The following is a 23,947-nucleotide window of genomic DNA, read 5'->3' as shown; positions in this document are numbered from 1 at the left end:
AAACCGGTTGGCGAATCGTTTATCTGTCACTTATACAGCCGCTGTTCAGGCTTCTGCCGTCCATCGCAGTTTTTTGTCGGACAGTGCCGCTCAAGTACCTTCTTTACTTCAAGTACATTGCATTTGTTAGTTGTTGTAGTGCTGTACGTTTTTTACTCAAGGTTTAACGTTTGATTGATTTAGTTGCTGCAACCCCCGACGCTCCAAAAACCAACCCGATGAGCCTGTACCTCGCGCGTTTGGCGCCCTCCAGCCAACTGACCATGCGTTACGTGCTGCAAGATGCGGCCGATCGCCTGGGCTTTGAAGACATGAATGTCGAAGAGATTCCCTGGCATGCCTTGCAGCCGGAAGATGTTGTTGCACTGGTCGCTGCATTGCGCGCAGACAACTACGCACCGAACACTTCTTCGTTGTATGTGAATGCGGTGCGCGGGGTGATGAATGAGGCCTGGCGCATGAGTCTGATCAGCCAGGAACATCTGTTGAAGATGCGCTCGGTCAAGGGCATTGCCGGCACGCGGCTGTCTCAGGGGCGCAATCTCAAGCGCACGCTGATTCACGAATTGATGGAAGTCTGCGCCGCCGACCCACGCCCGCAGGGCTTGCGTGATGCAGCAATCATCGCGCTGCTGTACGGTACCGGTATGCGCAAGTCGGAATCGGTGGATCTGGACCTGAATCAGGTCGACTTCAGCGAGCGCAGCCTGTGCGTCACCGCCAAGGGCAACAAGCAGTTGATCAAGTACGCGCCGGCATGGGCTTTCAGCAAGCTCGATGCATGGCTCGAACTGCGCCGCTCGCAGCTCAAGGAAGGCGAGAGCGACGATGCCTTCCTGTTCAACCGTATTCGCCGTGGCAGCCACATCACCCGCGAGCGGATCACCAAGCATGCGATCTACTACATCGCCCGCCAGCGCGGCACGCAGGTCGGGGTGAAGATCATGCCCCACGATTTCCGTCGCTCGTTCATCACTCGGGTGATCGAGGAGCACGACCTGTCGATCGCGCAGAAACTGGCGCATCACAGCAACATCCAGACCACCGCCAACTACGATGTGCGCGATGACAACGAGCGGCGGCGGGCGGTGGATCGCTTCGATCTCTGATCAGCTCAGGCCAAACACATGCGCCGCACCGAGTACCGACAGCTGCACCGCGCTGCCGGCGGGCGGCGCGTGCATGCCGGAGCTGCGCACCAGAATCGAACGGGCCGGATCCTGAGTCGCGGATGAGCTCAGTTCAACGGTCAGGGTGCAGGTGTTGCCGGCAAAATCGCGGTCGGTGACCAGCGCAGGGCAGCTTTGACCGTCAGACGCCACCTCGGCGATTTGCAATTGCTCGGGGCGCAGCATGATCTGCGCGGCGCCGCTGAAGCCGTTGCTGTTCACCGCCACCTGACCCAGATCGCAATGCGCCCAACCCGCCTCGATTCGCGCGGGCAGGACCACCGCTTCGCCGAGAAAGTGCGCGGTCTGTTCATCCTGCGGATAGCGGTAGAGATCCATCGGATGCCCGGACTGCACCAGCCGGCCGCTGCGCATAACCGCCAATTGATCGGCAAACGACAACGCTTCGCTCTGGTCGTGGGTCACCAGAATGGTGGTGACGCCGGCGTCTTCGAGCAGGCGCGCGACCATTTTGCGCATGGCACTGCGCAAACCGGTGTCGAGGGCGGAGAACGGCTCGTCGAGCAGCATCAGCCGTGGTTGCTGCGCCAGTGCACGGGCCAGCGAGACCCGCTGTTGCTGGCCTCCGGACAATTCGTGGGGCCAACGGTTGGCCATGTTGGCGTCGAGGGCGACGCTGTCCATCAATTCAAGGATGCGCTGGGTGCGGGCCGCACCGGTCAGGGCCAGGCCGAAACCGATGTTCGCCGCCACCGTCATGTGCGGGAACAACGCGCCGTCTTGCGGTACGTAGCCGATCTGCCGTTGATAGGCCGGCACTGCGTGACTGCGGTCGACCAGCGTCTGGCCGTTGAGGGTGAGGCTGCCGCTGTCGGGAAACTCGAAGCCGGCGATCATTCGCAACAGCGTGGTCTTGCCGGAACCGGAGGGGCCGACGATCACTGTGCGGCTGCCGGTCGGCACGTTGAGGCTGACGTCGTCGAGCGCCTTTTGCGCGCCGAAGGTTTTACTGAGGTTGAGCAGTTCGAGAGCGTTCATCGGCCAGCGGTACGCCTGGATTGGTGATAGAGAATGGCCGTCAGCGGCAGTGAAAGCAGGATCATCAAGAACGCGTAGGGCGCGGCGGCGGCGTAATCGATTTCGCTGGTCATCGCCCAGAATCCGGTGGCGAGGGTCCGCGTGCCGTTGGGCGCCAGCAGCAGGGTTGCGGTCAGCTCATTGGTGATTGCCAGAAACACCAGCGCTGCACCTGCCGCCGCGCCGGGGGCCGCCAGGCGCACGGTGATCAGCCACAATGCGCGTATCGGCGAGCGGCCAAGGCTTTGTGCGATGTTTTCCAGCTCGACCGGGGCCTGCGCGAAACCGGCACGCATGCTGACCAGTGCTCGCGGCAAGAACATCAGCAGGTAAGCCAGCAGCACGGTGATGGTGGTCTGGTAGATCGGCCGGGCGAAATGGATGGTCACAGTGACCAACGCCAGCGCGACGACAATGCCGGGCAGGGAGCTGGTGATGTAGTTGCAGCCTTCCAGCAAGCGCTGCAGTTTGCCCGGCGAGCGGATCGACAGCCACGCGATGGGAATCGCCGCGACACTGGTCAGCAATGCGCCGGCCACTCCGTAAGACAAGGTCTGCAGCAGCGCCGGCAGCAACTCGTCACCTTCCCAGACCTGCACGCCACCGGCCAGCAGCCAGCGGCCCAGCGTGAGCAACGGCACACCGAGTGCCAGCAGGCAGGTCAAGGTTTGCAGCAATAAAGCCAGGGTTGTCACGCCTCGGCCCAGTTGCACGCTGCGCTGATCCCGGGCGCTGCCGGAACCGACTCGCGCATAGCGGGCGTTGCCACGGGCGGCAGATTCGGCGGTGAGCATCGCCAGACAGCACAGCGCCAGAACGCCAGCGAGCATGTTGGCCGCCGGGCCGTTAAACGTCGATTTGAACTGATCGAAGATCGCCGTGGTGAAGGTGTCGAAACGGATCATCGCGTACAAGCCGTACTCGGCCAGCAAATGCAGACCGACCAACAACGCGCCACCGCAGATTGCCAGGCGCAATTGCGGCAACACCACCCGAAAGAACACCGCCCACGGCTTGAGTCCCAAGGATTGCGCGACGTCTTCAATCGCCGGATCGAGACGGCGCAAGGTCGCGGCAATCGGCAAATACAGAAACGGGAAATAGGCGATCACCGACACCAGCACACCGGCCGGCAGACCGTGGATCGACGGAATCAGGCTGACCCACGCATAACTGTGGACGAACGCCGGCACCGCCAGCGGTGCGACCGCCAGCACTGACCACAAGCGTCGGCCGGGAAGATTGCTGCGCTCGGTCAGCCAGGCCAGGGTGGTTCCGAGCAGGATGCACAGCGGCAGGGTGATCAGCACCAGCAGAACGGTGTTGATCAGCAATTCGCCGACCCGCGGGCGAAATATCAGGGCTTCGATGGTTGCCCAACCGGTGTACCACGCCACGCCGATGACGAACGCAATCGGCAGCAGTGACAGCAATGACACCAGCACCGCCGAGCTCACCACCCACGAACTGCCACGCCCGGCCAGCGTACGGGGCGGGTGAAGGAGGCTGGCGGCGGCCGTCGCAACGGCCGGTGCAGGCAAGGTTTCGGGCATCACTTAGAGCAATCCGGCCTGGGTCATCAGCTCGACGGCTTTTTTGCTGTCGAGGGTCGACGCATCGACTTTCGGCGCGTCGAGGGTTTTCAGCGGAGTGAGCTTCGGATTGGACGGCGCGTCTTTACCCACGGCGTATTCGAAGGAGGTGCCGGTTTCGAGAACTACCTGACCTTCCTTGCTGGTGATGTATTTGACGAACTTCTGCGCTTCATCCTGATGCTTGCTCGAGGCCAGCACGCCGGCGCCGGAGGTACTGACGAACGCGCCCGGATCCTGATGTTTGAAGTAGTACAGCTTGGTGTTTTTGCTGTTTTCGCCGGTCTTGGACTGATCGACGAAGCTGTAATAGTGGTAGATCACACCGCTGTCGATCTGCCCGGCGTTCACCGCTTTGAGCACCGCACTGTTGCCGCGATAGATCGTGGCGTTGGTCTTCATGCCCTTGAGCCATTCCAGCGTGGCAGCTTCACCTTTCTGTTGCAGGACAGCGGCGACGATCGCCTGGAAGTCCGCGCCAGCCGGGGAGGCGGCCCAACGGCCTTTCCAGGCCGGGGTGGCGAGGTCGAGCAGGGATTTGGGCAGGTCTTTTTCAGTCAGTTTGCTTGGGTTGTAGACGAACACGGTGGAACGGGCGGCGATGCCGACCCAATTGCCGTGGGCCGGACGGTAGGCGGAATCGACTTGCTCAAGGGTAGCGGGCGCCAGAGGGGCGAACAGTTTGGCGTTGTCCACCAGCACCATCGCCGGCGAGTTTTCGGTGAGGAATACGTCTGCCGGCGAGGCGGCGCCTTCCTGCACGAGCTGGTTGCCCATCTCGGTGTCATCGCCGTTGCGAATGGTCACCGGAATGCCGGTTTCCTCGGTGAAGCCGGCCACCCAGGCCTTGGTCAGCGTTTCATGCTGCGCGTTGTAGACCACCAGACCCACCGAATCGGCGGCAAAAGCCTGCCCGGTGCCGAGCAACGCAGTGGCCAGCAATGCGCGCTTGAAGAAGGATGGAAAGCGTGGATTCATTCGGGCAGCTCCTGTTTTCAGACGTTATGAGCAAACCCTCGCAGGAAACAATGCGAACGATTTGCAAGTGTCGAGTCGCGGCAATGTAGGGTGGCAAATGAGAAAAAAACGTCAAAGAAGCCGTTAATACTTGTCATTGCCATTCAAATTTACCGCGACTCTCCACTTTTGTCTTAACGTCATTGCTCAGGAGTGGGGGATGTAAGCCACGCTCTGGTCTTCACGCCCGTGGAATAGCTGCTCGCCACGGGTCGGGGTGGTGGTGATGACCTGGTGATCAGCCTTCAGCGCATCCAGTGGCACGGCGTCACCGGAACGATATTGCGCGACGAAGATCGTGCGTTGCGGATCCCAATGTTCCCCGCTGGTCCTTTCCAGCCAGGCGATCAGCGTCGCTGTGTCGCCATTGTGCGGGAAGTCCTCGATCGTTTCCGGCACGTAGTAGAACGGTGCACCACCGGTTTGCAGATACATCGGTACTTTGTTGTCGACCTCGATCATGACCATGCGCCATTGATTCAATGGTGCCTGCTGACTGGCCTGTTCGCGAACCTGCTCGCCGAAGCGGATGACACCGCCGCCGCTGTTGGTCCATGGGTAAAGCACACCCAGTACCGCAGCGAGCAACATAGTAGTGACAGCGAAGCCGATCTTCAGCCCACGGCCTTCGCTGTTGCGGGCGGCCATGCGCCGGGTCACCCACCAGGCACCCAGCAATTGCGCGAAGGGCACCAGCGGCAAGACGTAGTAGCTGCGGCGACTGCCACTGGCGGTGAAGAACAGCATCAGCAGCGCGAGCCCTTGAATCAGCCAGCGGGTATCCGGTTCGATGTGCTTCCAGTGGCGCGCGGCCACCCACAAGGCGATCAACCAGCACGGCGCCCATGGCAGGGTGTAGACCGGCAGGTAGATCAAGTAGGTGTAAATCGGCCCGAACTGATCGAACGGCTGGAAAAACCGCACGACGTTTTCACGCAGCACCAGGCCGAGGCCGCTTTGTTCGTAGTTGGGCGCACCGTAGAGGTGAGACAACAGGAACGGCGCCATGTAAAACGCCCCGGCGATCAAGAGCGCGCCGAACAGTCGCAGGTTCAGGTGACGTTTCCAGCGGTGTTCGCTGAGCAGGTGCGGCAGCAGCACCAGCCCCGGCAGGATGAAACCGATCAGGCCTTTGAACAGCGAGGTCAGCGACAGCAGGCCGAAGAACACCACGTAGCGCCAGAAGCGGGTGTCATCCGGGCCGCGCCAATACCACCAGACGGCCGCCAGCACGCCGCAGACGGTGAGAATGTCGGCGGTGGCGACTCGCGCCCAGAACACGAAATAGAAGGTGGTCGCCAGCATCCAGCCGGCGATCAGCCCGGTGCCTTTGCGAAACAGTTGCTCGCCGAGCAGGTACACCAGCCACACGCTAAGCCACGCGGAAATCACCGAAGACAGGCGTAACGACCAATGTCCCAGTCCGCCAGTGAACCAGGAGGTGGCGGTGATCAGCCAGTACGACAGCAGCGGTTTGTCGTAATAAGGACTGCCCTTGAGATAGGGGTCGAAATAATCGCCGCTTTGCAGCATCTGCAAGGCGATGTTGGCCCAGCGGGTTTCCGGCCCCCACAGCTCGCGACTGCCCAGGCCGAGCAATAACAGCAGGGCAGTCGCCGTCAGCAGAAGCAGCAATTGCCTCCGTTCAGTCCTGGTCCGGGTCATGGCTGGCTCTGGCTGAAGATGAGGATTTCGATCTGGCCACGGCGGTAGTGCTTGCCGTCTATCGGCAACAGCTCCAGTTGCTGCTCGTCAGAGGTGCTGTTGACGCGCATCACCACGCCCACCGAGCCTTTTTTGCGCGCTTCGGTCATCCATTCGCCTACGCCGTCGAGGCTGACCTTGCGTGAGGCCATGGCCGGGTCATCGAGGCCGTACTTGAGCTCGCCAACGGTGTTGAACAGGTCGACTTGCGGGCGGCGTAAACGCCATGACAATGCGGAAGCGGCTCCCAGGTCGTTACTCAGCAACGAGCTGGTTTCGCTCAGTTCCTGCTGATGTTCGGCAATGAACTGATCCGGCATCTTGCTGTTGACGATGGTCGCCGGCATCGCCGCTGGCAGCAATGCGACGAGCAGGCCGATGCCCAACGCCGGCATCGCCCACAGCGCCAGAGGGCGCAAGGCTTGCAGCGATCCGGCAATCAGCCAGCCGAGCAGCACGATATAGCCCAGCGACAGGCTGAACATTTCGGTGTGTTCGTAAATTTCACGGGTCGCTTGCAGATAAATCAGCGCGATCAGTGCGGCGATGGCCAGCACTACGTTGACCACACCGTTGATGCGTAAGACGCGGCCGTTCTGGTCAGCTATCCAGTTCATCACGGTGTAGCCCATCAACAGAGCCAATGGCAGCAGGCACGGCATGATGTAAGTCGGCAGTTTGCCGCTGCTCGCACTGAAAAAAGCCAGCGGCAGCAGGAACCACAAGGCGAGGAAGGCGATTTTCGGATCACGCTTTTCGCGCCAGGTACGCAGCAGCGTCGAAGGCAACAGCAGTGCCCACGGCAAGGTGGACGCAAACAGCAGCGGCAGGTAGAACCACCATGGTCGTGCGTGCTGTGCGTCTTCACCGGCGGCGAAGCGGCGGATGTGTTCGTGCCAGAAGAAGAACCGCCAGAAATCCGGTTCACGGGCATGCACGGCCAGTGCCCATGGCACGCTGACCAGCGCGGCCACCGCCACGGCAACCAGTCCATAACGCACCAGTTCACCGAAGCGCCGTTGCCAGATCATGTAGGGCAGGGCGATCAGCACCGGCAGCATCAGGGCGAGGAAACCTTTGGTCATCAGGCCCATGCCGCAGGCAAATCCCAACAAAGCCCAGCCGCCCAGGCGCGCGCGCGGGGTGTTGCTGTCGATGGCAAACCAGATCGCCACCAGACTCAGGTTGACCCACAAGGTGAACTGCGGATCGAGGTTGGCATAGCCGGCTTGTCCTGCGATCAGGCCGAAGCTCATATAAAGGAGGGCGCACGCGGCGCTGATTCGCGGGTTGTTCCACAGGCGCCGGGCCAACAGGTAGGCCAGCCACACGCTAACCCCGGAGCTGAGTGCCGAGGCGATGCGCACGCCGAACAGGTTTTCACCGAAAATCGCCTGGCCGATGGCGATCATCCAGTAGCCGGCGATCGGTTTTTCGAAGTAGCGAATGCCCATGAAGTGCGGCGCCACCCAGTTGCCGCTCTGCAGCATTTCCTGGCTGATCTGCCCATAACGGGTTTCATCGGGAATCCACAGACCGTGAGTCATCAGCGGCAGCAGATAAAACACCACGAATGCCAGCACCAGACCGGGTATCGCAAAGCGTTCGATCAGGGAGCTCTGGTGGAGGCGCGGCAAATTCAGCGCTGCATGGTGCAGCGGTTTGTTCTCAGACGTCATGACTGGACCTTGGTGCAGTACAAAGTGTGCGTTTCAGTGACGGCCCGGCGATTTCCGTAGCAGGCGCGGCACTGGGTTGAATGAATGCAGAGGCGAGCATGGCCGAGGGGCGTGTCCTGCATTCAGAGAACGGGTCTGCTTCCAGCTTTAAGTTCTCCTCGGGAAGACAAGCTTTAAAATGAAATATTTCCAGTTTTTCAGTCTGAAAAACATTTCTTATTACAACTTCATGCGCGCCAATACCCTGCGCCAGAGCATTGGCCGAGCTGTTTAGTGCTTGATTAAGTTTGCTGGTTACTTGGTCAATCGCTGCCAGCCTTCGGGGTTCATGATGCCGATTACATCAAGTTTTCCTTGTGCATCTATCCGGGCCAAAACAGTGCTGCCATATTCGGCGGCGACCGCGCGCGGGTAACCGGTCTGCCGTTCAAAGTCGGCGATGCAGCCGCTGTGGGTTACCAGAATCATGTTCTGTCCCGGGGTCTTGTGCGCCACCAATTCATTGCGCATCGTCGGGCCACAGGTTTCCAGCCATTCCGCCGCCACTGCATCGTGGCCGAGCATGTAATGCGCAGTCTGCATGGTGCGCGTCAACGGGCTGCTGAAGAACTGGGTCTTTTCCAGACCCAGTTGCGTAAAGCCACGGCCGACGTCGGCTGCAGCAATGCTGCCAGCCTGGGTGATACCGTCTGCCGGCCCCAGACAGGGATTGGTCGAGCGGTCGCAACGTTCGGTATGTCGCACCAGTGCGACGACCTCACCGGCCTGCCAGGCCTTCACCCATTCCTGGGTAGCCGACGCACTCGCATAGCGCAGGTTGGGGGGCGAACGTTGCATCCAGACGAAGCCGCAAATCAGTGCGATCAGCAGCAAACCGACGGCAATGATTGCCCAAGTGCGCGGACGAGACAGGTCCCATCGCTTGGACGCTGATTGTACTTGTACTAATTCAACCACAACGTTGCCCCTTGTCATTCCCGAGTTCCATTCAGTCAACACGCAAAGTGCAACGTAAGCTCCAGGAGATTAGTTACTTTACGGGGATCTGCTTGAATGGCTGCTGAACACTACGTTCAGAGTCGTGGCGGGGCAGTGAAGAACATGTGAAAAATTTGCGAGAGAAGCGCAGGTATTAGCGGAAAAGTCTATTTGATAACTAAACTCAAATAGTCGTTTTGTTTGTTTTGGCCACTTAACAATGGCGCCAGTGGAGGCGAAGCTGCGACTTTGGATAACGTCGTGGCGCAGCTGCTTTCAGCCCCCGACATCAGCACTGGAGTCATTGAACCGGATGGACCTCAAGCAAAGCCTCGCCAATCGGATCGTGATTGTGTTCGCCTTGATGAGCGCGGTGGTGGCCGGTGTCTTCGCGATGGGCATTGTGGCTACCGTGCATGTCGTGGAGCACAAGTTGACCATGACCGCCCTCAGCGGTGGGCTGCGCCGGTTGTTGGCGATGGACGACATCAACCAGTGGCGCCACGAGCCGGAAAAGAGCGAACTGTTTTTTTTCGAGAACGGCCCGGGGCCCATGGCGCTGACGCCGCAACTGGCGGAACTGCCCGTGGGGTTTCAAGAGATCACGTTCAACGGCGACGACTTCTATGCGATGGTCGAGGCGGTCGGTGGCCGCAAATATGTGCTGTTGCGCAATCAGGAAAGCTTCGAACAGCGTGAACACCTGCTGTTCGTGGTGGTGATTGTCGGGTTCATCCTCAGCGTCATGCTGGCCGTCGCGCTCGGCAGGCTGCTGGCGCGGCAGGTCATGGCGCCGGTGATTCGCCTGGCAGGGCAGGTGCGGCATCGTGATCAGTTGATCGCGTTGGCGCCGGCCCTGCATCCGGATTACGCCGATGATGAAGTAGGGGAGCTGGCCCTGTCTTTCGACCAGACACTCGGCCGGTTACGCGAAACCCTGAACCGCGAAAAACTCTTCACCAGTGATGTCAGTCATGAACTGCGCACACCGTTGATGATTCTGGCCAGCTCCTGCGAGCTGTTGCTGGCCAACCCCTCGCTGGATCAGCGTTCCACTCAGCAGGTCACACGCATTGCCCGGGCCAGCGCTGAAATGCGCCAACTGGTCGAAACCTTCTTGATGCTGGCGCGCAAGCCGGAAGAGCTTGGCACCGAATCCACTTGCACACTCAAATCGATCGCCGACGCCCAGGTGGAAATCTGGGGGCGACTCATTCGTGAAAAGGGCCTGGAATTCATCTACGAGCCGCAACTGGCGGGCACCACGCGTTATGACCTGACGTTCTTGCAGTCGGTCATGGGCAATCTGTTGCGCAATGCCTGGCACTACACCGATCAGGGCTTTGTAAGGTTGACCCTGCTCAAGGGCAGCTTCGTGGTCGAGGACAGCGGCATCGGTATTCCGGAGGAGAAACGTCACGCGATGTTCCAGCCATTCGTGCGCGGTGACGAACAGCGCGGTGAAGGCCTTGGGCTGGGATTGTCGCTGGTGCAGCGGATTTGCAGCCATCAGCGCTGGCAGGTTCAGTTGGTGACTCGCGAACCCAACGGCTGCCGTTTCACCGTCACGCTGTCGGCGGCTCAGGAGGCCGAAGGGCAGACGCGAGAATTGCCCGCCGCCTGATTGATCAGAGCAGCCAGGCGCTTGACGTTGTTCTGTTGCGCGGCCACCAGTTCGTCGATGCTCGGGCCGGACGGAGTTTGCAAGGTTGAATGGCAGGTCAGCAGAGCATTGTCCGCCGCACCGCTGGGACGCAGGCGCCATTTGACGTCGATCAGCCCGTACTGGCCGGGGATCGAGTCGAAACGCTGCACATCGATGCGCACCGAGACGTTGCCGCGACTGCCGGTATTGCTCAGTTGATCGTTCAAGGCACTGCGCAGCTCATCCGCCAGACTCGCCCCCCACCACTGGGTTTCCAGAATCGCCAGGCCATTGTTGCCCTGACGGATGACGATTTGCGGGCGGTCGACCTGCGGCGGCACGCTGATCCCCTCGATCGGAATCTGCGCGCCCGAGCGGGACGGCGGCAGTTGCACCGGGGTCAGGGTGTGAAAGTTGATCGGCTCGCTGCGGCAGGCGCCCAGCAGCATGAACGCAGCGAGCACGGTGATCTTCAGCGGTAAAGCCATGGGGGAGCTCCTGTGCTCAATTGCGCGGCGGTCCTTTCAGATCAAGCGGCGCCGCGTTGTCGGGACGACCGCGAATCAGCGATTCCGGATGGCGACCGAGATAATCCGACAGCTCACGCAGCGAACGCGACATGCGCCCGAGTTCGTCGAGGGTCTCGGTGAGTTTCTCGCGCTGTGGCGAATCTTCGGCCAGGGTCGAGCTGGCGGACTGCAAGGTCTTGCTGACGTCGGCCAGGGTGGTCTGCACGCTTGGCAGGGTTTTCGCGTTGAACTGGGTCAGGCCTTTGCGCAGCTCGACGAGGTTGCTGTCGAGGTTGCCGGCAATCCGTTCGACCGGCAGTTTGTTGAGCTTGTCGACCACGGCTTCGAGTTTTTCCTGCAACTGTTCGAGGCTGCCGGGCACGGTTGGCAAGACCACCGGCCGAGCCGTCGCGTCGAACGCAACTTTCTCGGCTTTCGGGAAGAAATCCAGCGCAATGTACAGTTGCCCGGTCAGCAGGTTGCCGCTGCGGGCCTGGGCGCGCAGACCGTTGTCGACGAAGGTGCCGAGCAAACGAATGCCGGCGGCTTCGTCGTCGGGATCGTGCTTGAATTCGGTCAGCATCTTTTTGTAGGCCTGCCCCAGGCGCTGGGGGTAAATGACGATGCCGACGTTAAGCGGGAAGCTGCGTTTTTTCGCGTCGAAGTCCAGGTTGATCCCGACGACCCGGCCGATCTCCATGCCGAGAAACTCTACCGGTGCATCGACCTTGAGCCCGCGCAAGGACTGTTCGAAGCGCAGCACCATGTATTGCGCCTTGCCGTTGGGCGGGGCGAGGGCGGTCTGCTGATCGGCGAACAGTTCGAAATCCTTGTCGTCGGCGGCTGCCACATCGTTGGGGCTGTAATCCGGCGCACGGAAGGCAATGCCGCCGACCAGCATGGTCGACAGCGATTCGGTCTTCACTGCAAAGCCGTTGGCGCCGACATTGATGTCGATGCCGCTGGCGTTCCAGAACCGGGTGTTTTCGGTGACGAACGCGTCGTTCGGCGAATGGATGAACACCTCGATGTCCACGCCCTTGCCCTCGGGGTTGAGCGTGTAGGTCACCACCTGACCGACCGGAATCTTGCGGTAGTAAACCGGCGAACCAATGTCCAGCGAGCCGAGATCCGGCGCATGCAGCATGAAGCGCTTGCCCGGTTCGCCGTAAGTGATCGGGGGCGGGTTCTCCAGGCCCTTGAAGTGTTTGGCGCGGCTGTCGGACTGGCCGATGTCGGCGCCGATGTAGTCGCCGGAGAGCAGGGTGTCGATGCCCGACACACCACCTGCGCCGATGCGCGGGCGCACGACCCAGAAGTGCGAGTCTTCGCGGGTAAAGGTTTCGGCCTGCTTGGCCAGTTTGATCGTGGCGTCGACGCTCTTCTGATCGCCGCTCAACTCGACGTCAGTCACCTGACCGATCACCACATTGCGGTATTTGACCTCGGTCTTGTTGGCGGTCAGGCCACTGCCGGTCTTGAAGTTGACGACGATGGTCGGGCCTTCCTGCATCAGGTTGTGCACCACCAGCGAAATACCGACCAGCACCGCGACGATCGGCACGATCCACACCAGTGAAATACTGAAGCGACGCGTCTTGATCGGCGCTTGGCCCGGTGCTCGTGGCTCATCGGCGGCTGACGACTTCATCCATGTCCTCCTCGGTTTTGTGGATGCTGAGCGTCAGGAACGCAAAAGCACTTCATCAATATAGAAGTGCTTGGCGATAGAGCAAATAAGCGAGGAGATGGTTACGTGGTGGATGCCTCAGCCGAGGATTTCACGCAGGCGATACCAGAACATGCCCAGTGCCAGCAGCGGCGAACGCAGGGCCGGGCCGCCGGGGAAGGTCATGTGCGGCACGGCGCTGAACACGTCCATGCCCTGACTGTGGCCGGCGTGAATGGCCTCGCCCAGCAGCTTGGCGCACCAATGGGAGACGTTGAGGCCGTGCCCGGAGTAACCCTGAGCGTAGAACACGTTCGGCTGCTGCTTGAGCCGGCCGACCTGCGGGAAACGGTTGGCCGTGATGCCGATCTTGCCGCCCCATTGATAGTCGATGCGCACGTCCGCCAGTTGCGGGAAGACCTTGAGCATCTTCGGGCGCATGTAGGCGGCGATGTCCGCCGGGTCGCGGCCGGAATAATGACAGGCGCCGCCGAACAGCAGGCGTCGATCCGCTGAAAGCCGGTAGTAATCGAGGCCGACTTTCTGGTCGCACAACGCGAGGTTGTGCGGGATCAATTGCGCGGCACGTTCCTCGGACAGCGGCTCGGTGGCGATGATGTAACTGCCGGCCGGCAGTACCTTGCCGCTGAGTTGCTGTTCGAGTTCATCCAGATGCGCGTTGCAACCGAGCACCAGACTGCCGGCGCGAACGCTGCCGGTGGCGCAGCGCACTTCAACGGTTTCGCCATGAATGATCTGCAGCACCGGGCTTTGCTCGAAGATTCGCACACCGAGGGACGCCGCCAGACGCGCTTCGCCTTGCACCAGATCCAGCGGGTGCAGATGACCGGACCCCATGTCGATCAGACCACCCGCGTAGATGTCGGCGTTGACCACTTGCTGACGGATCAGCTCCGGGCCGACCAGACGGGTCTGGTGTTGATAACCGAGTTTGTCGAGGCTGACCTGTTCGTCCTTGAACGCTGCGAATTGCGCCGGAGTGTTGGCCAGCTCGCAGAAGCCCCAACGCAGGTCGCACTCGATGGCGTTCTCGGTGATGCGCTGGCGCACCAGTTCCACCGAGTCGATCCCGGCGCGCTGCAAGTAACGCACGCCGTCATTGCCGACGTAACGGGCAAAGCCTTCGACCTCATGACCGATACCGCGAATCAACTGACCGCCGTTGCGCCCGCTGGCGCCCCAGCCAATGCGTCGGGCTTCAATCAACACCACCGACAGCCCGCGCTGCGCCAGTTCAATCGCGGTGTTGACCCCGGTGAAGCCGCCGCCGATCACGCAGACATCGGCGGTGAGGTCACCGTCGAGTGCCGGCCAGGGCGTACTGGCCCGGGCCGAAGCTGCGTAATAGGAGCGGGCGTGTTCTTTGCTGTACTGGTTCATTTGTTCGACTTCACTTTGCTCCAGGACCGGGTCATCAGACGCATGATCGACTGGGGCGGGGTAGAGGAGATGTAGAGCTTGTCCAGCACCGCCTGCGACGGGTAGACCTCGGGATTGTTCACCAGCGCCTGATCCATGTACTGCTTGGCGGCCGGGTTCGGGTTGGCGTAACCGACCGAAGCGCTGACCTTGGCGATCACTTGCGGATCGAGCAGGTAATTGATGAAGGCGTGGGCTTCCTTGGTGTTGCTGGCGTCGGCCGGGATCGCCAGCAGGTCGAACCACAGGTTGGCGCCTTCCTTCGGAATCGCATAAGCGATGTTCACCCCGTTCTTGGCTTCCTTGGCGCGGTTGGCCGCCTGGAACACATCGCCGGAGTAACCGAAGGCTACGCAGATATCGCCATTGGCCAGATCGGAAACGTATTTCGAGGAGTGGAAATAGGTGATGTACGGGCGAATGCTCAGCAGTTTCGCTTCAGCCTTTTTATAGTCTTCCGGGTTTTCGCTGCGTGGGTCCATGTCCATGTAGTTGAGGATCGCCGGAAACACTTCGTCCGCCGAGTCCATCATTGACACGCCGCACTGGGTGAGTTTCTTCAGGTTTTCCGGCTCGAACAGCACGGCCCAGGAATCGATGTGATCGATGCCGAGCACAGCCTTGACCTTGTCGACGTTGTAGCCGATGCCGTTGGTGCCCCACAGGTATGGGACCGAGTGCTGATTGCCCGGGTCGTTCTTTTCGAGCAGTTCAAGCAGCTTGGGATCGAGATTTTTCCAGTTCGGCAACTGCTCGCGATCGAGTTTGAGGAACGCCCCGGCCTTCACCTGACGCGCGAGAAAGTGGTTGGATGGCACCACCACGTCGTAGCCGGTACGGCCGGCGAGCAGCTTGCCTTCCAGGGTCTCGTTGGAGTCGAACACGTCATAGATCACCTTGATCCCGGTCTTGGCCTGGAAGTCGGCGAGGGTGGTTTCACCGATGTAGTCGGTCCAGTTGTAGACGCTGACCTGTGGCTGGGCCAGGGCTGCGGTGCTGCACAACAGCGCCAGTGCGGCGGGAACCATGGATTTCAATAGACGCATATCGACACCTCTTGGAATTATTGGAGTTTTTCGGGTGGTTCTGGATTTTCAGATGGATCATTGTTCCCCTGCTCTTTGTGGGAGGGGGCTTGCTCCCGAAGAGGCCGGTACCTCCAACATTACAGCTGGCTGATACACCGCTTTCGGGAGCAAGCCCCCTCCCACAAAAAGTCATGCCATGGAGGAAGGGGATTTGTGCTGGAGTCAGACGCTCAGCAGCAGGAACTCGCGCTCCCACGAACTGATCACGCGCTTGAAGTTTTCATGCTCGGCGCGTTTGACCGCGACGTAGCCGCGCACGAATTTGTTGCCCAGGTAACGCGCAACGGTGTCGCATTCTTCCATTTGCGTCAGCGCGTCTTCGATGGTGATCGGCAAGCGCAGGTTACGGCGTTCGTAGGCGCGGCCTTCGACGGCGGCACTCGGTTCGATGCCTTCGACCATGCCGATGTAGCCACACAGCAGGCTCGCGGCGATCGCCAGATACGGGTTGGCATCGGCGCCCGGCAGGCGGTTTTCCACGCGCATGGCTTCCGGCCCGGAGGTCGGCACACGCAGGCCGACGGTGCGGTTTTCTTCGCCCCACTCGACGTTGACCGGTGCCGAAGTGTCCGGCAGGAAGCGGCGGAACGAGTTCACGTTCGGCGCGAACATCGGCAGGACTTTCGGGATGTACTTCTGCAGGCCGCCGATGTGATGGCGGAACAGCTCACTCATCGTGCCGTCGGCATCAGCGAAGATCGGCTTGCCGGTGGCGATTTCCACCACGCTCTGGTGCAAGTGCATGGCGCTGCCGGGTTCGTCGCCAATCGGCTTGGCCATGAACGTGGCGGTGACGTTGTGCTTGAGCGCCGCTTCGCGCAGGGTGCGTTTGAACACGGTGATCTGGTCGGCCAGATCCAGTGCGTCGCCGTGCCGGAAGTTGATTTCCATCTGCGCCGGGCCGTCTTCATGGATCAGCGTGTCCAGATCCAGACCTTGCAGCTCGCACCAGTCGTAGACGTCTTCGAACAGCGGATCGAATTCGTTGGCGGCATCGATCGAGAACGATTGCCGCCCGCTTTCAGCCCTGCCCGAGCGCCCCAGTGGTGCCTTGAGTGGCAGGTCCGGGTCTTCGCAGCGCTGGGTCAGGTAGAACTCCATTTCCGGCGCCACGATCGGCTTCCAGCCCTTGTCGGTGTACAGCTGCAGGACTTTTTTCAGCACGTTGCGCGGCGACAGTTCGATCGGGTTGCCGAACTTGTCGAAGGTGTCGTGGATGACGATGGCGGTCGGCTCGATCGCCCATGGAATCACATACACGGCGTCGCTCACCGGTTTGCAGACCATGTCGATGTCGGCCGGGTCGAGCAGGTCGTAGTAGATATCGTCGTCGACAAAATCCCCGGTTACCGTTTGCAGCAGCACACTTTCCGGCAGGCGCATGCCTCGCTCATGCAGGAACTTGTTGGTCGGTGCGATCTTGCCGCGGGCGATGCCGGTCAGGTCGCTGACCACACATTCAACTTCGGTAATCTTGTGATCTTTCAGCCACGTGAACAGCTGATCGAAAGGGGCATTCATAAAGACCTCATTATTGGTTTTATAGACGCCGGGGAGGGCGGGTTTCATCTTCCGCCCCTTCCCCTGTGGCGCGTTGGCGACTATCTTGGGCGTGCCTTGCCGTTCCATCTATCCACTTTAAGCAGCACCAAAGCGCACCAAAAGAGTGCGCAAGGTCTCCCATGACAACGTGTAATCCGCTACAGGTTCAGGCTTTCAATACCGCTGATGTCACCGAGCAAATCCGCGCCACGCCGGGTTGGGTCCAGCATTACCAGCAGATGTCTCCCGGGCATTTCGCCGGGCAGATCCGCTATCTGGACCTGGAGGGTGTGCAGGTCTACGAAGAACAGATGAACACTCGCGTCGAGCAGACGTTCAGCGCGCCATCGGGGGCCTTGGCCTTCTGTTTCGATCGCAGCGACAACGCGCTGTATCTGCTCAACGAAGACAGCCGCAACATCTGGATCACCCCGGAGAACTACCAGGAAATTGCCGTGGTGTTCGGCCCGGAATTCGTCCGTCAGCACGGTCTGGATGTGGCGAGACTCGAAGGATTGTTCATGGCGCCGCTTAACTGCGGGCAGAACGCCTTGTTCAGTCGCTGGTTAAGCTCAACTCTCACGAAGTTGTCGCAAGCTGTTGATCCGTTTGATAAAGACTCACTGACTCAGCAGTTACTCGAAGACTGCCTGTTCATCCTCGACAACGCACACACCCGTCTTGATCGCGGCGGATTACAGCGGCGTAGCGAAGAACGGATGATCATGAAGCGAGTAGGGGAGTGGGCGGCAGATTCGCCGGAAGACACCGTCAATCTGCTCGAACTGTCGAAGGTCGCAGGGGTGCCGTTGCGACAATTGCAGCAGGCATTCAAGGCCTACACCGGGATGACCCCGAGTCACTGGCTACGCCTGCGCCGGCTGAACAGCGCACACCGCGAATTGCTCAAGCGCCGGCCTACCGAAACTACTGTGGCCGAGGTGGCGATGCACTGGTCGTTCTGGCATCTGGGGCGGTTTTCCAGTAGTTATCGTGCGCTGTTCAAAGAGCTGCCGAGCGAGACGCTGAAACGCTAGAGATTGCAGTAACGGGCAAAAAGATCTTTGTGTCCCAAGCGAAGTTAAATAGAATCAGTCTCATTTGAATCTAACTTCGCGCAGGGTCTCTTGAGATGATTGAAGCCGCCACGCCATCTGAGCAGAGCCTGCACGCGCTGTACCGCGATCACCGAGGCTGGCTGGAAACTTGGCTGCGTCGACGCATGGGTAACGCGTGGGATGCGGCGGATCTGAGCCAGGACACCTTCATGCGCGTGCTGTGCAGTGCGCAACCGATTGCCGACATGCGTGAGCCCCGCGCCTATCTGCTGACCGTGGGCAAGCGTCTACTGAGCAACTTCTACAGCCGCCGCAGTCTGGAAAAAGCCTACCTCGAAGCCCTCGCGCAACTGCCGGAAGAGTGCGTGCCATCGCCCGAGCAGCGTTGGCTGCTGCTGGAAACCCTGCAAGCGCTGGATGAGTTGCTCGATGGTTTGCCGCGAGCAGTGCGTCGGGCGTTTTTGTGGAGTCAGCTTGAGGGCCTCGGTTACCGCGAAATCGCCGAGCGCCTGCAAGTGTCCGAGCGCACCGTCAAACGTTACATGGCGCAGGCCTACGAGCATTGTCTGCTGGTGGAGCTTTGATGCGCGTAGCCCCCAGTGATGAAGCCCGCGAAGTCGCCCGCGCCGCCGCGCACTGGCTGGCGTTGATTGAGTCCGGCGAAGCGGGCGCTGACGATCATGCGCAATTGCAGGTCTGGCGCAACAGCGATAGCCGGCATGAACACGCGTGGCAGAAAATCCAGCGCTTGCGCGAACGGTTTTCCGCTCTGCCTTCTGCGCTGGCCATGGCTACGCTGGATCGTCCGGACGCAACGCGTCGGGCCGTGCTGAAACGCGCGCTTGGTATCGCGGCACTGGTGCCGGCTGCCTGGCTGATCAGTCGGCAACTGCCGCTGGATGTCTGGCGCGCGGATTTGCAGACGGGCACGGGTGAACACAAGACATTGCCACTCGCCGATGGCAGTTCGTTGCAGCTCAATACCGACAGTGCCGTCAATGTGGATCTTGCTGCCGGTCAGCTGACGCTGGTGCGAGGAGAGATGGCCCTTGATGTACCAGGCAACTCAGCCCTGATCATCAATGTGCCGTACGGGCGAATCATCGTCAGTCACAGTGAGATTTGCGTGCGTCTCAATGAGCGTGACTGCAATGTGTCGGTGGTCCGTGGCTCGGTGCAGTTGCAACCGTCAAGCGGGCCGGCGCTGGTCCTCAATCAGGGCCAGCAGATCAGGCTGCAGGCTTCTGGCGCGGGTGCTGTCCGAGCGTTTGACGCATCGATGCCGAGCTGGCGCGACGGTGTATTGATGGCGCAAAACCAGCCGCTGGGGGATTTTCTGCGCGAATTGAGCCGTTATCGCCCAGGCGTGCTGCGCTGGGACCCGGAGCTGGAGGCGCTGCGCATCACCGGCAGTTTTCGTCTTGATAACACCGATCAAGTGCTCTCGCTATTGGCGGCCAGCCTGCCGATCGACGTGCAGAAACGCACGCGTTTCTGGGTCTCTCTCGTTCCGCGAAAATTGTCCCAGTCCAAAAAAACAGTCTGAGACCTGTCCCTTTTTTTCGCCTCGCTGGTCATTCCAGGCAAGTGAACCAAATCGAGAGCTTTTTCCTATGCCTGCAGTATTTCCAGGTCGTTTGCGTCCGTTGTTGCAGTTGAGCCTTTTGTTGAGCCTGAGTGCCAGCCCCCTGTTGATCCCCTGCAGTTGGGCGGAAAGCGCCGACCGCCGCGCTTATCAGGTGCCTGCCGGCAGCCTGGGTGCTGCGCTGACCCGTTTTGCCGGACTGGCCGGGGTCAATCTGTCGGTAGATCCGGCCTTGGTCAGCGGGCGCAACAGCAATGGTTTGTCGGGTGAGTTTGGCGTGGAGGAGGGCTTTACCCGGTTGTTGCTGGGGTCCGGTCTACAGCTGCAACCGGCGGGCGACCGCGCTTACACAGTTATTCCTGCGCCGGACGGTGGCAGTCTGGAACTGGCACCCACTTCGATTCTTGGATCGACGGGTGGCACGGATACCGAGGTTTTTGCCGGTGGCCAGGTGGCGCGCCGTGGTTCGCAAGGACTGCTGGGTTCCAGGGATTTCATGGAGACCCCGTTCAGCATGACCACCTACACCAGCGAAACGGTGAAAAACCAGCAGGCCCGCACTCTGGGCGATTTGATCGCCAGCGATCCCTCGGTGCGTGCGACCAACCCGGCAGGCGGCCGTTATGAGCAATTCACCATCCGCGGTTTCAGTCTGTTCAACAGCGACGTGGCCTATAACGGCCTCTACGGTGTCTTGCCGACTTACACGATCGACATGGAAATGGCCGAGCGCGTCGACATCCTCAAGGGCCCGAGCCAACTGATCAACGGGATTTCGCCGCGGGGCAGTGTAGGAGGGGGGATCAACGTGGTGCCCAAGCGCGCCGGCGATCAGCCGAATACATCGCTGACGGCCAGTTACGCCTCGAACAATCAACTCGGCGGCGCCGTCGACATCGGCCGTCGCTTTGGTGAGGACAACCAGTTCGGCCTGCGTTTCAACGGCGTCAAACAAGCGGGTGACACTGAATGGGATCACCAGAGCGTCGATCGCGACATGGCAGTGCTGGGCCTGGATTTTCGCGGTGAGCGCCTGCGGCTTTCCACCGATATCGGTCACACCGAGCGCGATACCGATACACCGCAAGAACGTGTGCAGGTCGGTGCAAACGCGAAAGTTCCGGATGCTGATGATGTGCGCGACAACTACGCGCAACCCTGGAGCCAGGCGCGAACCAAAGATACGTTTGGCACGCTCAATGGCGAGTTCGACGTCAGCGATTCGGTCATGTTGTATGGCGGCGTCGGCGCCCGTAAAAGTAACCACGATTTCCTTCGGCATGCGGTGTCGGTGACCAACGACGCCGGCGACTTCAGTGTTCAACCGCGGAATTTCACCCGTGACGAAAATGTCCGGACCGCCACGGCAGGTGTGCGCAACTGGTTCCATACCGGTTCAGTCAGCCACGAGGTCAATCTGGCGGCCAGCTACTTCTACATGGATTTCGAAAATGGTGGCGCGCGGTATGCGGCAGGGCGCAGCAATCTGTATGACCCGGTGGAAACCGCAAAGCCGCGCACGCCAACACGCTACGACGCCAGGGTCTACACGGAAAACCGCTTCAGCGGCGTCGCACTGTCCGATACGCTGGGGTTCTTCGATGATCGCCTGTTGCTGACCCTTGGTGCTCGCTGGCAAAGGGTTCAAGTCGACGACTGGAGCGATGATGTGAAGGGCGACACAGCCTATGACGAAGAAAAACTCTCGCCATCGGGCGGCATTCTGTTCAAGGCGACGGACAAGCTCTCGCTCTACGCCAACTACATGGAAGGCCTCAGCCAAGGGAAAATTGCGCCATCGACGTCGATCAACGAGGATGAAATCTTCCCGCCTTTTATCAGCCGACAAGTCGAAGTCGGGGCCAAATATGACGCGGGTTCGTATGCGCTTACAGCGTCTGTGTTCCGGATCAAACAGCCTGCTTATGAAACCAACGCCTCGACACGAGTCTTCGGCCCGAACGGCAAACGACAGAACGATGGTGTGGAATTGAGTGTGTTCGGCGAGCCGTTCAAAGGGTTTCGATTGCTCGGCGGCGTGATGTACATCGACAGCGAACTGACCCAGACCACCAATGGAACCTTTGACGGTAACCGCGCGCCCGCGACACCCAAATACAACGTCAATCTCGGCGCAGAGTGGGATGTACCCAATATGCAGGGGCTGACGCTGACAGGCCGTGGAATCTATTCGAGTTCGCAGTATCTGGATCAGTCCAACCAGAAGGAAATCGACTCATGGGAGCGATTCGACGTGGGGACGCGTTACGCCTTTAAACTGGACGACAAGACCATCACCGTACGCGCCAATGTCGAGAACGTATTGGATAAACGCTATTGGAGTTCGGCGGGCGCATCAGATGACAGTGAACCCGGTTTGACGCTTTCGACGCCACGGACTTATCTGCTATCGGCAACGGTGGATTTCTGAATTGCTTTCTTGAATAAAAGGGTCACTTAAAAGGAGGGTAAAATCTTCTAAATTCAGCGATCTACTGTTAACTACACTAAATAGCCGTTTAGTAGAGCTATCGTAAAATAAGCCGCCATCCACCGGAGCAGACCATGTCTCAACGCACAGTAAACGCACAGGCCTTGATTCAGGCGCTGGATCTGCAATCTCACGTGGAAGGCGGTTATTTTCGCAGAACCTATCAGGCCGATCATAGAGAGATGCTCGATACCGTCGGTGGCCCACGGTACCTGATGACATCGATTTACTACCTGTTGACCGAGCAATCACCAGTGGGCCAGTTTCATTTCAATCATTCCGACATTGTGCATTTTTTCCATCTGGGCGATCCCATCGAGTACAGCATGATCCATGCTGACGGCTCGCTGGAAACGCTGGTAATGGGCAACGACATTCTGGTGGGACAGCATCTGCAAATGCACGTGCCTGGCGGAATCTGGAAAGCTTCGCGACTGCTCGAGGGAGAACATGGATTTGGCTTGATCAGCGAGGCCGTGTCGCCGGGATTTGATTTTGCGGATATGGAGATGGGTGATCGACGCAAACTGATTGCGCGATTTCCACAGCACCGGATGCTGATTGAAAAACTGACGCGGGATGCTGATTGAAGGTCGCCAATTGCAGGCAAGGCCGAGGTTTTGAAAAGAGGACTCAGGGTAAAACTCTGGATTGAAATCTGGCGTGCAACCGGGCTAATCCTGAAACATCTTGTTACGTGTAATGTATATTATGTTAAACCACGTATTACGCTACGCGCCTTCCTGCACCAACATCTGTCTCCACTCCAACAATCACCCCAGCACCCTATAAATCTCAGAAACCACCTGCATCGTAGCGTCTTCGATTGTTCTCTCATTACGGCACAAAACCCAACCGTGCTCCTTGACCGCTTGCTCGAACATCTCCGTACACGACAAATGCTCTGCGTGCTTCTGAATCACAGTGCCGCCCAATCCTCGCGATCTTGTCGCAGCCCTTGCCCATGAAATATCCGGATCGGTGACGACGCCAACATGCAGATCCGGCACGCGCACGTCTCGATCCAGGTTCAACTGGAGAATCTCGGCAAACGGGATAGATCGGCGAAACGCTGCATCAGACGGATACCAGCGATCGATCAGGATAATGCTGTCCAGCGGCTGCTGCGTCAGTACGTGTCGGGAAATCCAGCGCCGACTATCAGCCAGGCGCTGGCACACAGCCCATTCCAGATCCCGGGAAGGATTTCTGGCTAGCGTGTTGATCAGGGCCATGGTTTCACCCCGGAAAGGATCGCTTTTTCTCTCGCAAAGCCGGATGACTTTCTTGTTGCCGGCCCTCAGTACCTTCGTAACGGCCTCCAACAGCGTGGTTTTGCCGGTGCCTTTGGGGCCATCCAGAGAAACAAACAGCGGACGATTCATTGTTCACATAACGATGGATTTATGGAGGGTCACTCTAACCGCATTCCCGGCATTCCAGTGGCTGAATTGTCATTTCCAATGGCATGGCCCTGCCCTCACCCTACTTCACCGCCCTCCTCAGCTTGTTGCTGGAGAAATGACTGGAGACTGTTTTCACCATTGGTGAATCCGTACATCACAGCGTCTTTATGGAACGCCTGCGCAACGCTCTGTGCACTGCCCACGCGCAGCCCTTCAACATACTGATAGGCAATGGCGATGACAGCGTTGTACTCAGCGGTGGGTACTGCCTTGATGTTTTTCGACATGGGTCTGTCCTTCCAGTAAGGACGAGGCGCGACGCACCTCGCCAATTGCA

General features: G+C 59.7%; 19 protein-coding genes and 1 pseudogene. 7 read left to right on the top strand and 13 right to left on the bottom strand.

Annotated features, from left to right (window positions below; all coding sequences use genetic code 11):
* Positions 1-218: 218 nt before the first annotated feature.
* The gene (locus QMX91_RS01935; protein WP_027611947.1) at positions 219-1,109 is read left to right on the top strand and encodes a tyrosine-type recombinase/integrase; all 891 of its coding nucleotides are present in this window, start codon (positions 219-221) and stop codon (positions 1,107-1,109) included.
* Here QMX91_RS01935 and QMX91_RS01930 read toward each other — a convergent pair whose 3' ends face one another.
* The 6 genes from QMX91_RS01930 to QMX91_RS01905 all read right to left on the bottom strand — a co-directional run bounded on the left by QMX91_RS01930 (position 1,110) and on the right by QMX91_RS01905 (position 9,036).
* Positions 1,110-2,168, bottom strand: coding sequence for an ABC transporter ATP-binding protein (locus tag QMX91_RS01930; protein WP_223007466.1), 1,059 nt, complete (start codon positions 2,166-2,168; stop codon positions 1,110-1,112). It abuts the gene before it with no gap.
* Positions 2,165-3,760 carry an iron ABC transporter permease gene (locus tag QMX91_RS01925; RefSeq protein ID WP_223007465.1) on the bottom strand — a complete coding sequence of 532 codons (1,596 nt, stop codon included), beginning with the start codon at positions 3,758-3,760 and terminating at the stop codon, positions 2,165-2,167. The genes QMX91_RS01930 and QMX91_RS01925 overlap by 4 nt, the downstream gene beginning before the upstream one ends.
* 3 nt (positions 3,761-3,763) lie before the next feature.
* A complete protein-coding gene (locus QMX91_RS01920; protein ID WP_223007464.1) occupies positions 3,764-4,777 on the bottom strand; it encodes an iron ABC transporter substrate-binding protein in 1,014 nt (337 codons plus the stop codon).
* A 186-nt stretch (positions 4,778-4,963) separates the two neighbouring features.
* Positions 4,964-6,481: a glycosyltransferase family 39 protein gene (locus QMX91_RS01915; protein ID WP_223007463.1), complete on the bottom strand. Its 1,518-nt coding sequence runs from the start codon at positions 6,479-6,481 to the stop codon at positions 4,964-4,966.
* On the bottom strand, positions 6,478-8,199 hold the full coding sequence (arnT, locus tag QMX91_RS01910; protein ID WP_202368132.1) for a lipid IV(A) 4-amino-4-deoxy-L-arabinosyltransferase: 1,722 nt from the start codon (positions 8,197-8,199) through the stop codon (positions 6,478-6,480). Before arnT ends, QMX91_RS01915 begins: the two co-directional genes overlap by 4 nt.
* Positions 8,200-8,493: 294 nt before the next feature.
* Complete coding sequence (locus QMX91_RS01905) at positions 8,494-9,036, bottom strand: histidine phosphatase family protein (RefSeq protein WP_262415545.1); 543 nt, start codon at positions 9,034-9,036, stop codon at positions 8,494-8,496.
* A 454-nt stretch (positions 9,037-9,490) separates the two neighbouring features.
* Here QMX91_RS01905 and QMX91_RS01900 point away from each other — a divergent pair, with 454 nt between their 5' ends.
* Positions 9,491-10,801, top strand: coding sequence for a HAMP domain-containing sensor histidine kinase (locus QMX91_RS01900; protein ID WP_223007461.1), 1,311 nt, complete (start codon positions 9,491-9,493; stop codon positions 10,799-10,801).
* Here the strand turns inward: QMX91_RS01900 and QMX91_RS01895 are convergent.
* The 5 genes from QMX91_RS01895 to QMX91_RS01875 form a co-directional block, all read right to left on the bottom strand.
* Positions 10,759-11,310 (bottom strand): PqiC family protein, encoded by a 552-nt coding sequence (locus QMX91_RS01895; protein WP_223007460.1) that lies wholly within the window; start codon positions 11,308-11,310, stop codon positions 10,759-10,761. The two genes, QMX91_RS01900 and QMX91_RS01895, sit on opposite strands and share 43 nt — an antisense overlap.
* A gap of 16 nt (positions 11,311-11,326) precedes the next feature.
* Positions 11,327-12,982, bottom strand: a complete 1,656-nt coding sequence (locus tag QMX91_RS01890) for an MlaD family protein (RefSeq protein ID WP_115989804.1) — start codon at positions 12,980-12,982, stop codon at positions 11,327-11,329.
* A 117-nt stretch (positions 12,983-13,099) separates the two neighbouring features.
* Entirely contained in the window at positions 13,100-14,401 is a 1,302-nt protein-coding gene (locus QMX91_RS01885) for an FAD-binding oxidoreductase (RefSeq protein ID WP_282412173.1), read from the bottom strand.
* Positions 14,398-15,486: a polyamine ABC transporter substrate-binding protein gene (locus QMX91_RS01880; RefSeq protein ID WP_282412172.1), complete on the bottom strand. Its 1,089-nt coding sequence runs from the start codon at positions 15,484-15,486 to the stop codon at positions 14,398-14,400. The genes QMX91_RS01885 and QMX91_RS01880 overlap by 4 nt, the downstream gene beginning before the upstream one ends.
* A 204-nt stretch (positions 15,487-15,690) precedes the next feature.
* Positions 15,691-17,049 carry a glutamine synthetase family protein gene (locus QMX91_RS01875; RefSeq protein ID WP_247267595.1) on the bottom strand — a complete coding sequence of 453 codons (1,359 nt, stop codon included), beginning with the start codon at positions 17,047-17,049 and terminating at the stop codon, positions 15,691-15,693.
* Between the two features lie 161 nt (positions 17,050-17,210).
* On the opposite strand from QMX91_RS01875, the gene QMX91_RS01870 reads away from it, so the two are divergent.
* From QMX91_RS01870 to QMX91_RS01850, 5 genes are all read left to right on the top strand, one after another.
* Entirely contained in the window at positions 17,211-18,107 is an 897-nt protein-coding gene (locus tag QMX91_RS01870) for a helix-turn-helix domain-containing protein (RefSeq protein ID WP_282412171.1), read from the top strand.
* 95 nt (positions 18,108-18,202) lie between these two features.
* Positions 18,203-18,712: a sigma-70 family RNA polymerase sigma factor gene (locus tag QMX91_RS01865; protein ID WP_098964008.1), complete on the top strand. Its 510-nt coding sequence runs from the start codon at positions 18,203-18,205 to the stop codon at positions 18,710-18,712.
* The gene (locus tag QMX91_RS01860) at positions 18,712-19,674 is read left to right on the top strand and encodes a FecR family protein (RefSeq protein ID WP_282412170.1); all 963 of its coding nucleotides are present in this window, start codon (positions 18,712-18,714) and stop codon (positions 19,672-19,674) included. The genes QMX91_RS01865 and QMX91_RS01860 overlap by 1 nt, the downstream gene beginning before the upstream one ends.
* 67 nt (positions 19,675-19,741) lie before the next feature.
* Positions 19,742-22,144 (top strand): TonB-dependent receptor, encoded by a 2,403-nt coding sequence (locus QMX91_RS01855; protein ID WP_282412169.1) that lies wholly within the window; start codon positions 19,742-19,744, stop codon positions 22,142-22,144.
* A 134-nt stretch (positions 22,145-22,278) separates the two neighbouring features.
* Positions 22,279-22,794: a cupin domain-containing protein gene (locus QMX91_RS01850; RefSeq protein ID WP_098964011.1), complete on the top strand. Its 516-nt coding sequence runs from the start codon at positions 22,279-22,281 to the stop codon at positions 22,792-22,794.
* A 183-nt stretch (positions 22,795-22,977) separates the two neighbouring features.
* Here QMX91_RS01850 and QMX91_RS01845 read toward each other — a convergent pair whose 3' ends face one another.
* Positions 22,978-23,589: a dTMP kinase gene (locus QMX91_RS01845; protein WP_282412168.1), complete on the bottom strand. Its 612-nt coding sequence runs from the start codon at positions 23,587-23,589 to the stop codon at positions 22,978-22,980.
* A gap of 128 nt (positions 23,590-23,717) precedes the next feature.
* A pseudogene (locus QMX91_RS01840) lies at positions 23,718-23,897 on the bottom strand (nuclear transport factor 2 family protein); the annotation flags it as partial.
* Positions 23,898-23,947: the final 50 nt, after the last annotated feature.

This window comes from Pseudomonas sp. PS01299 (assembly GCF_029960145.1).
GTDB lineage: Bacteria > Pseudomonadota > Gammaproteobacteria > Pseudomonadales > Pseudomonadaceae > Aquipseudomonas > Aquipseudomonas putida_A.
This window is presented reverse-complemented; position numbering and strand designations above follow the sequence as displayed.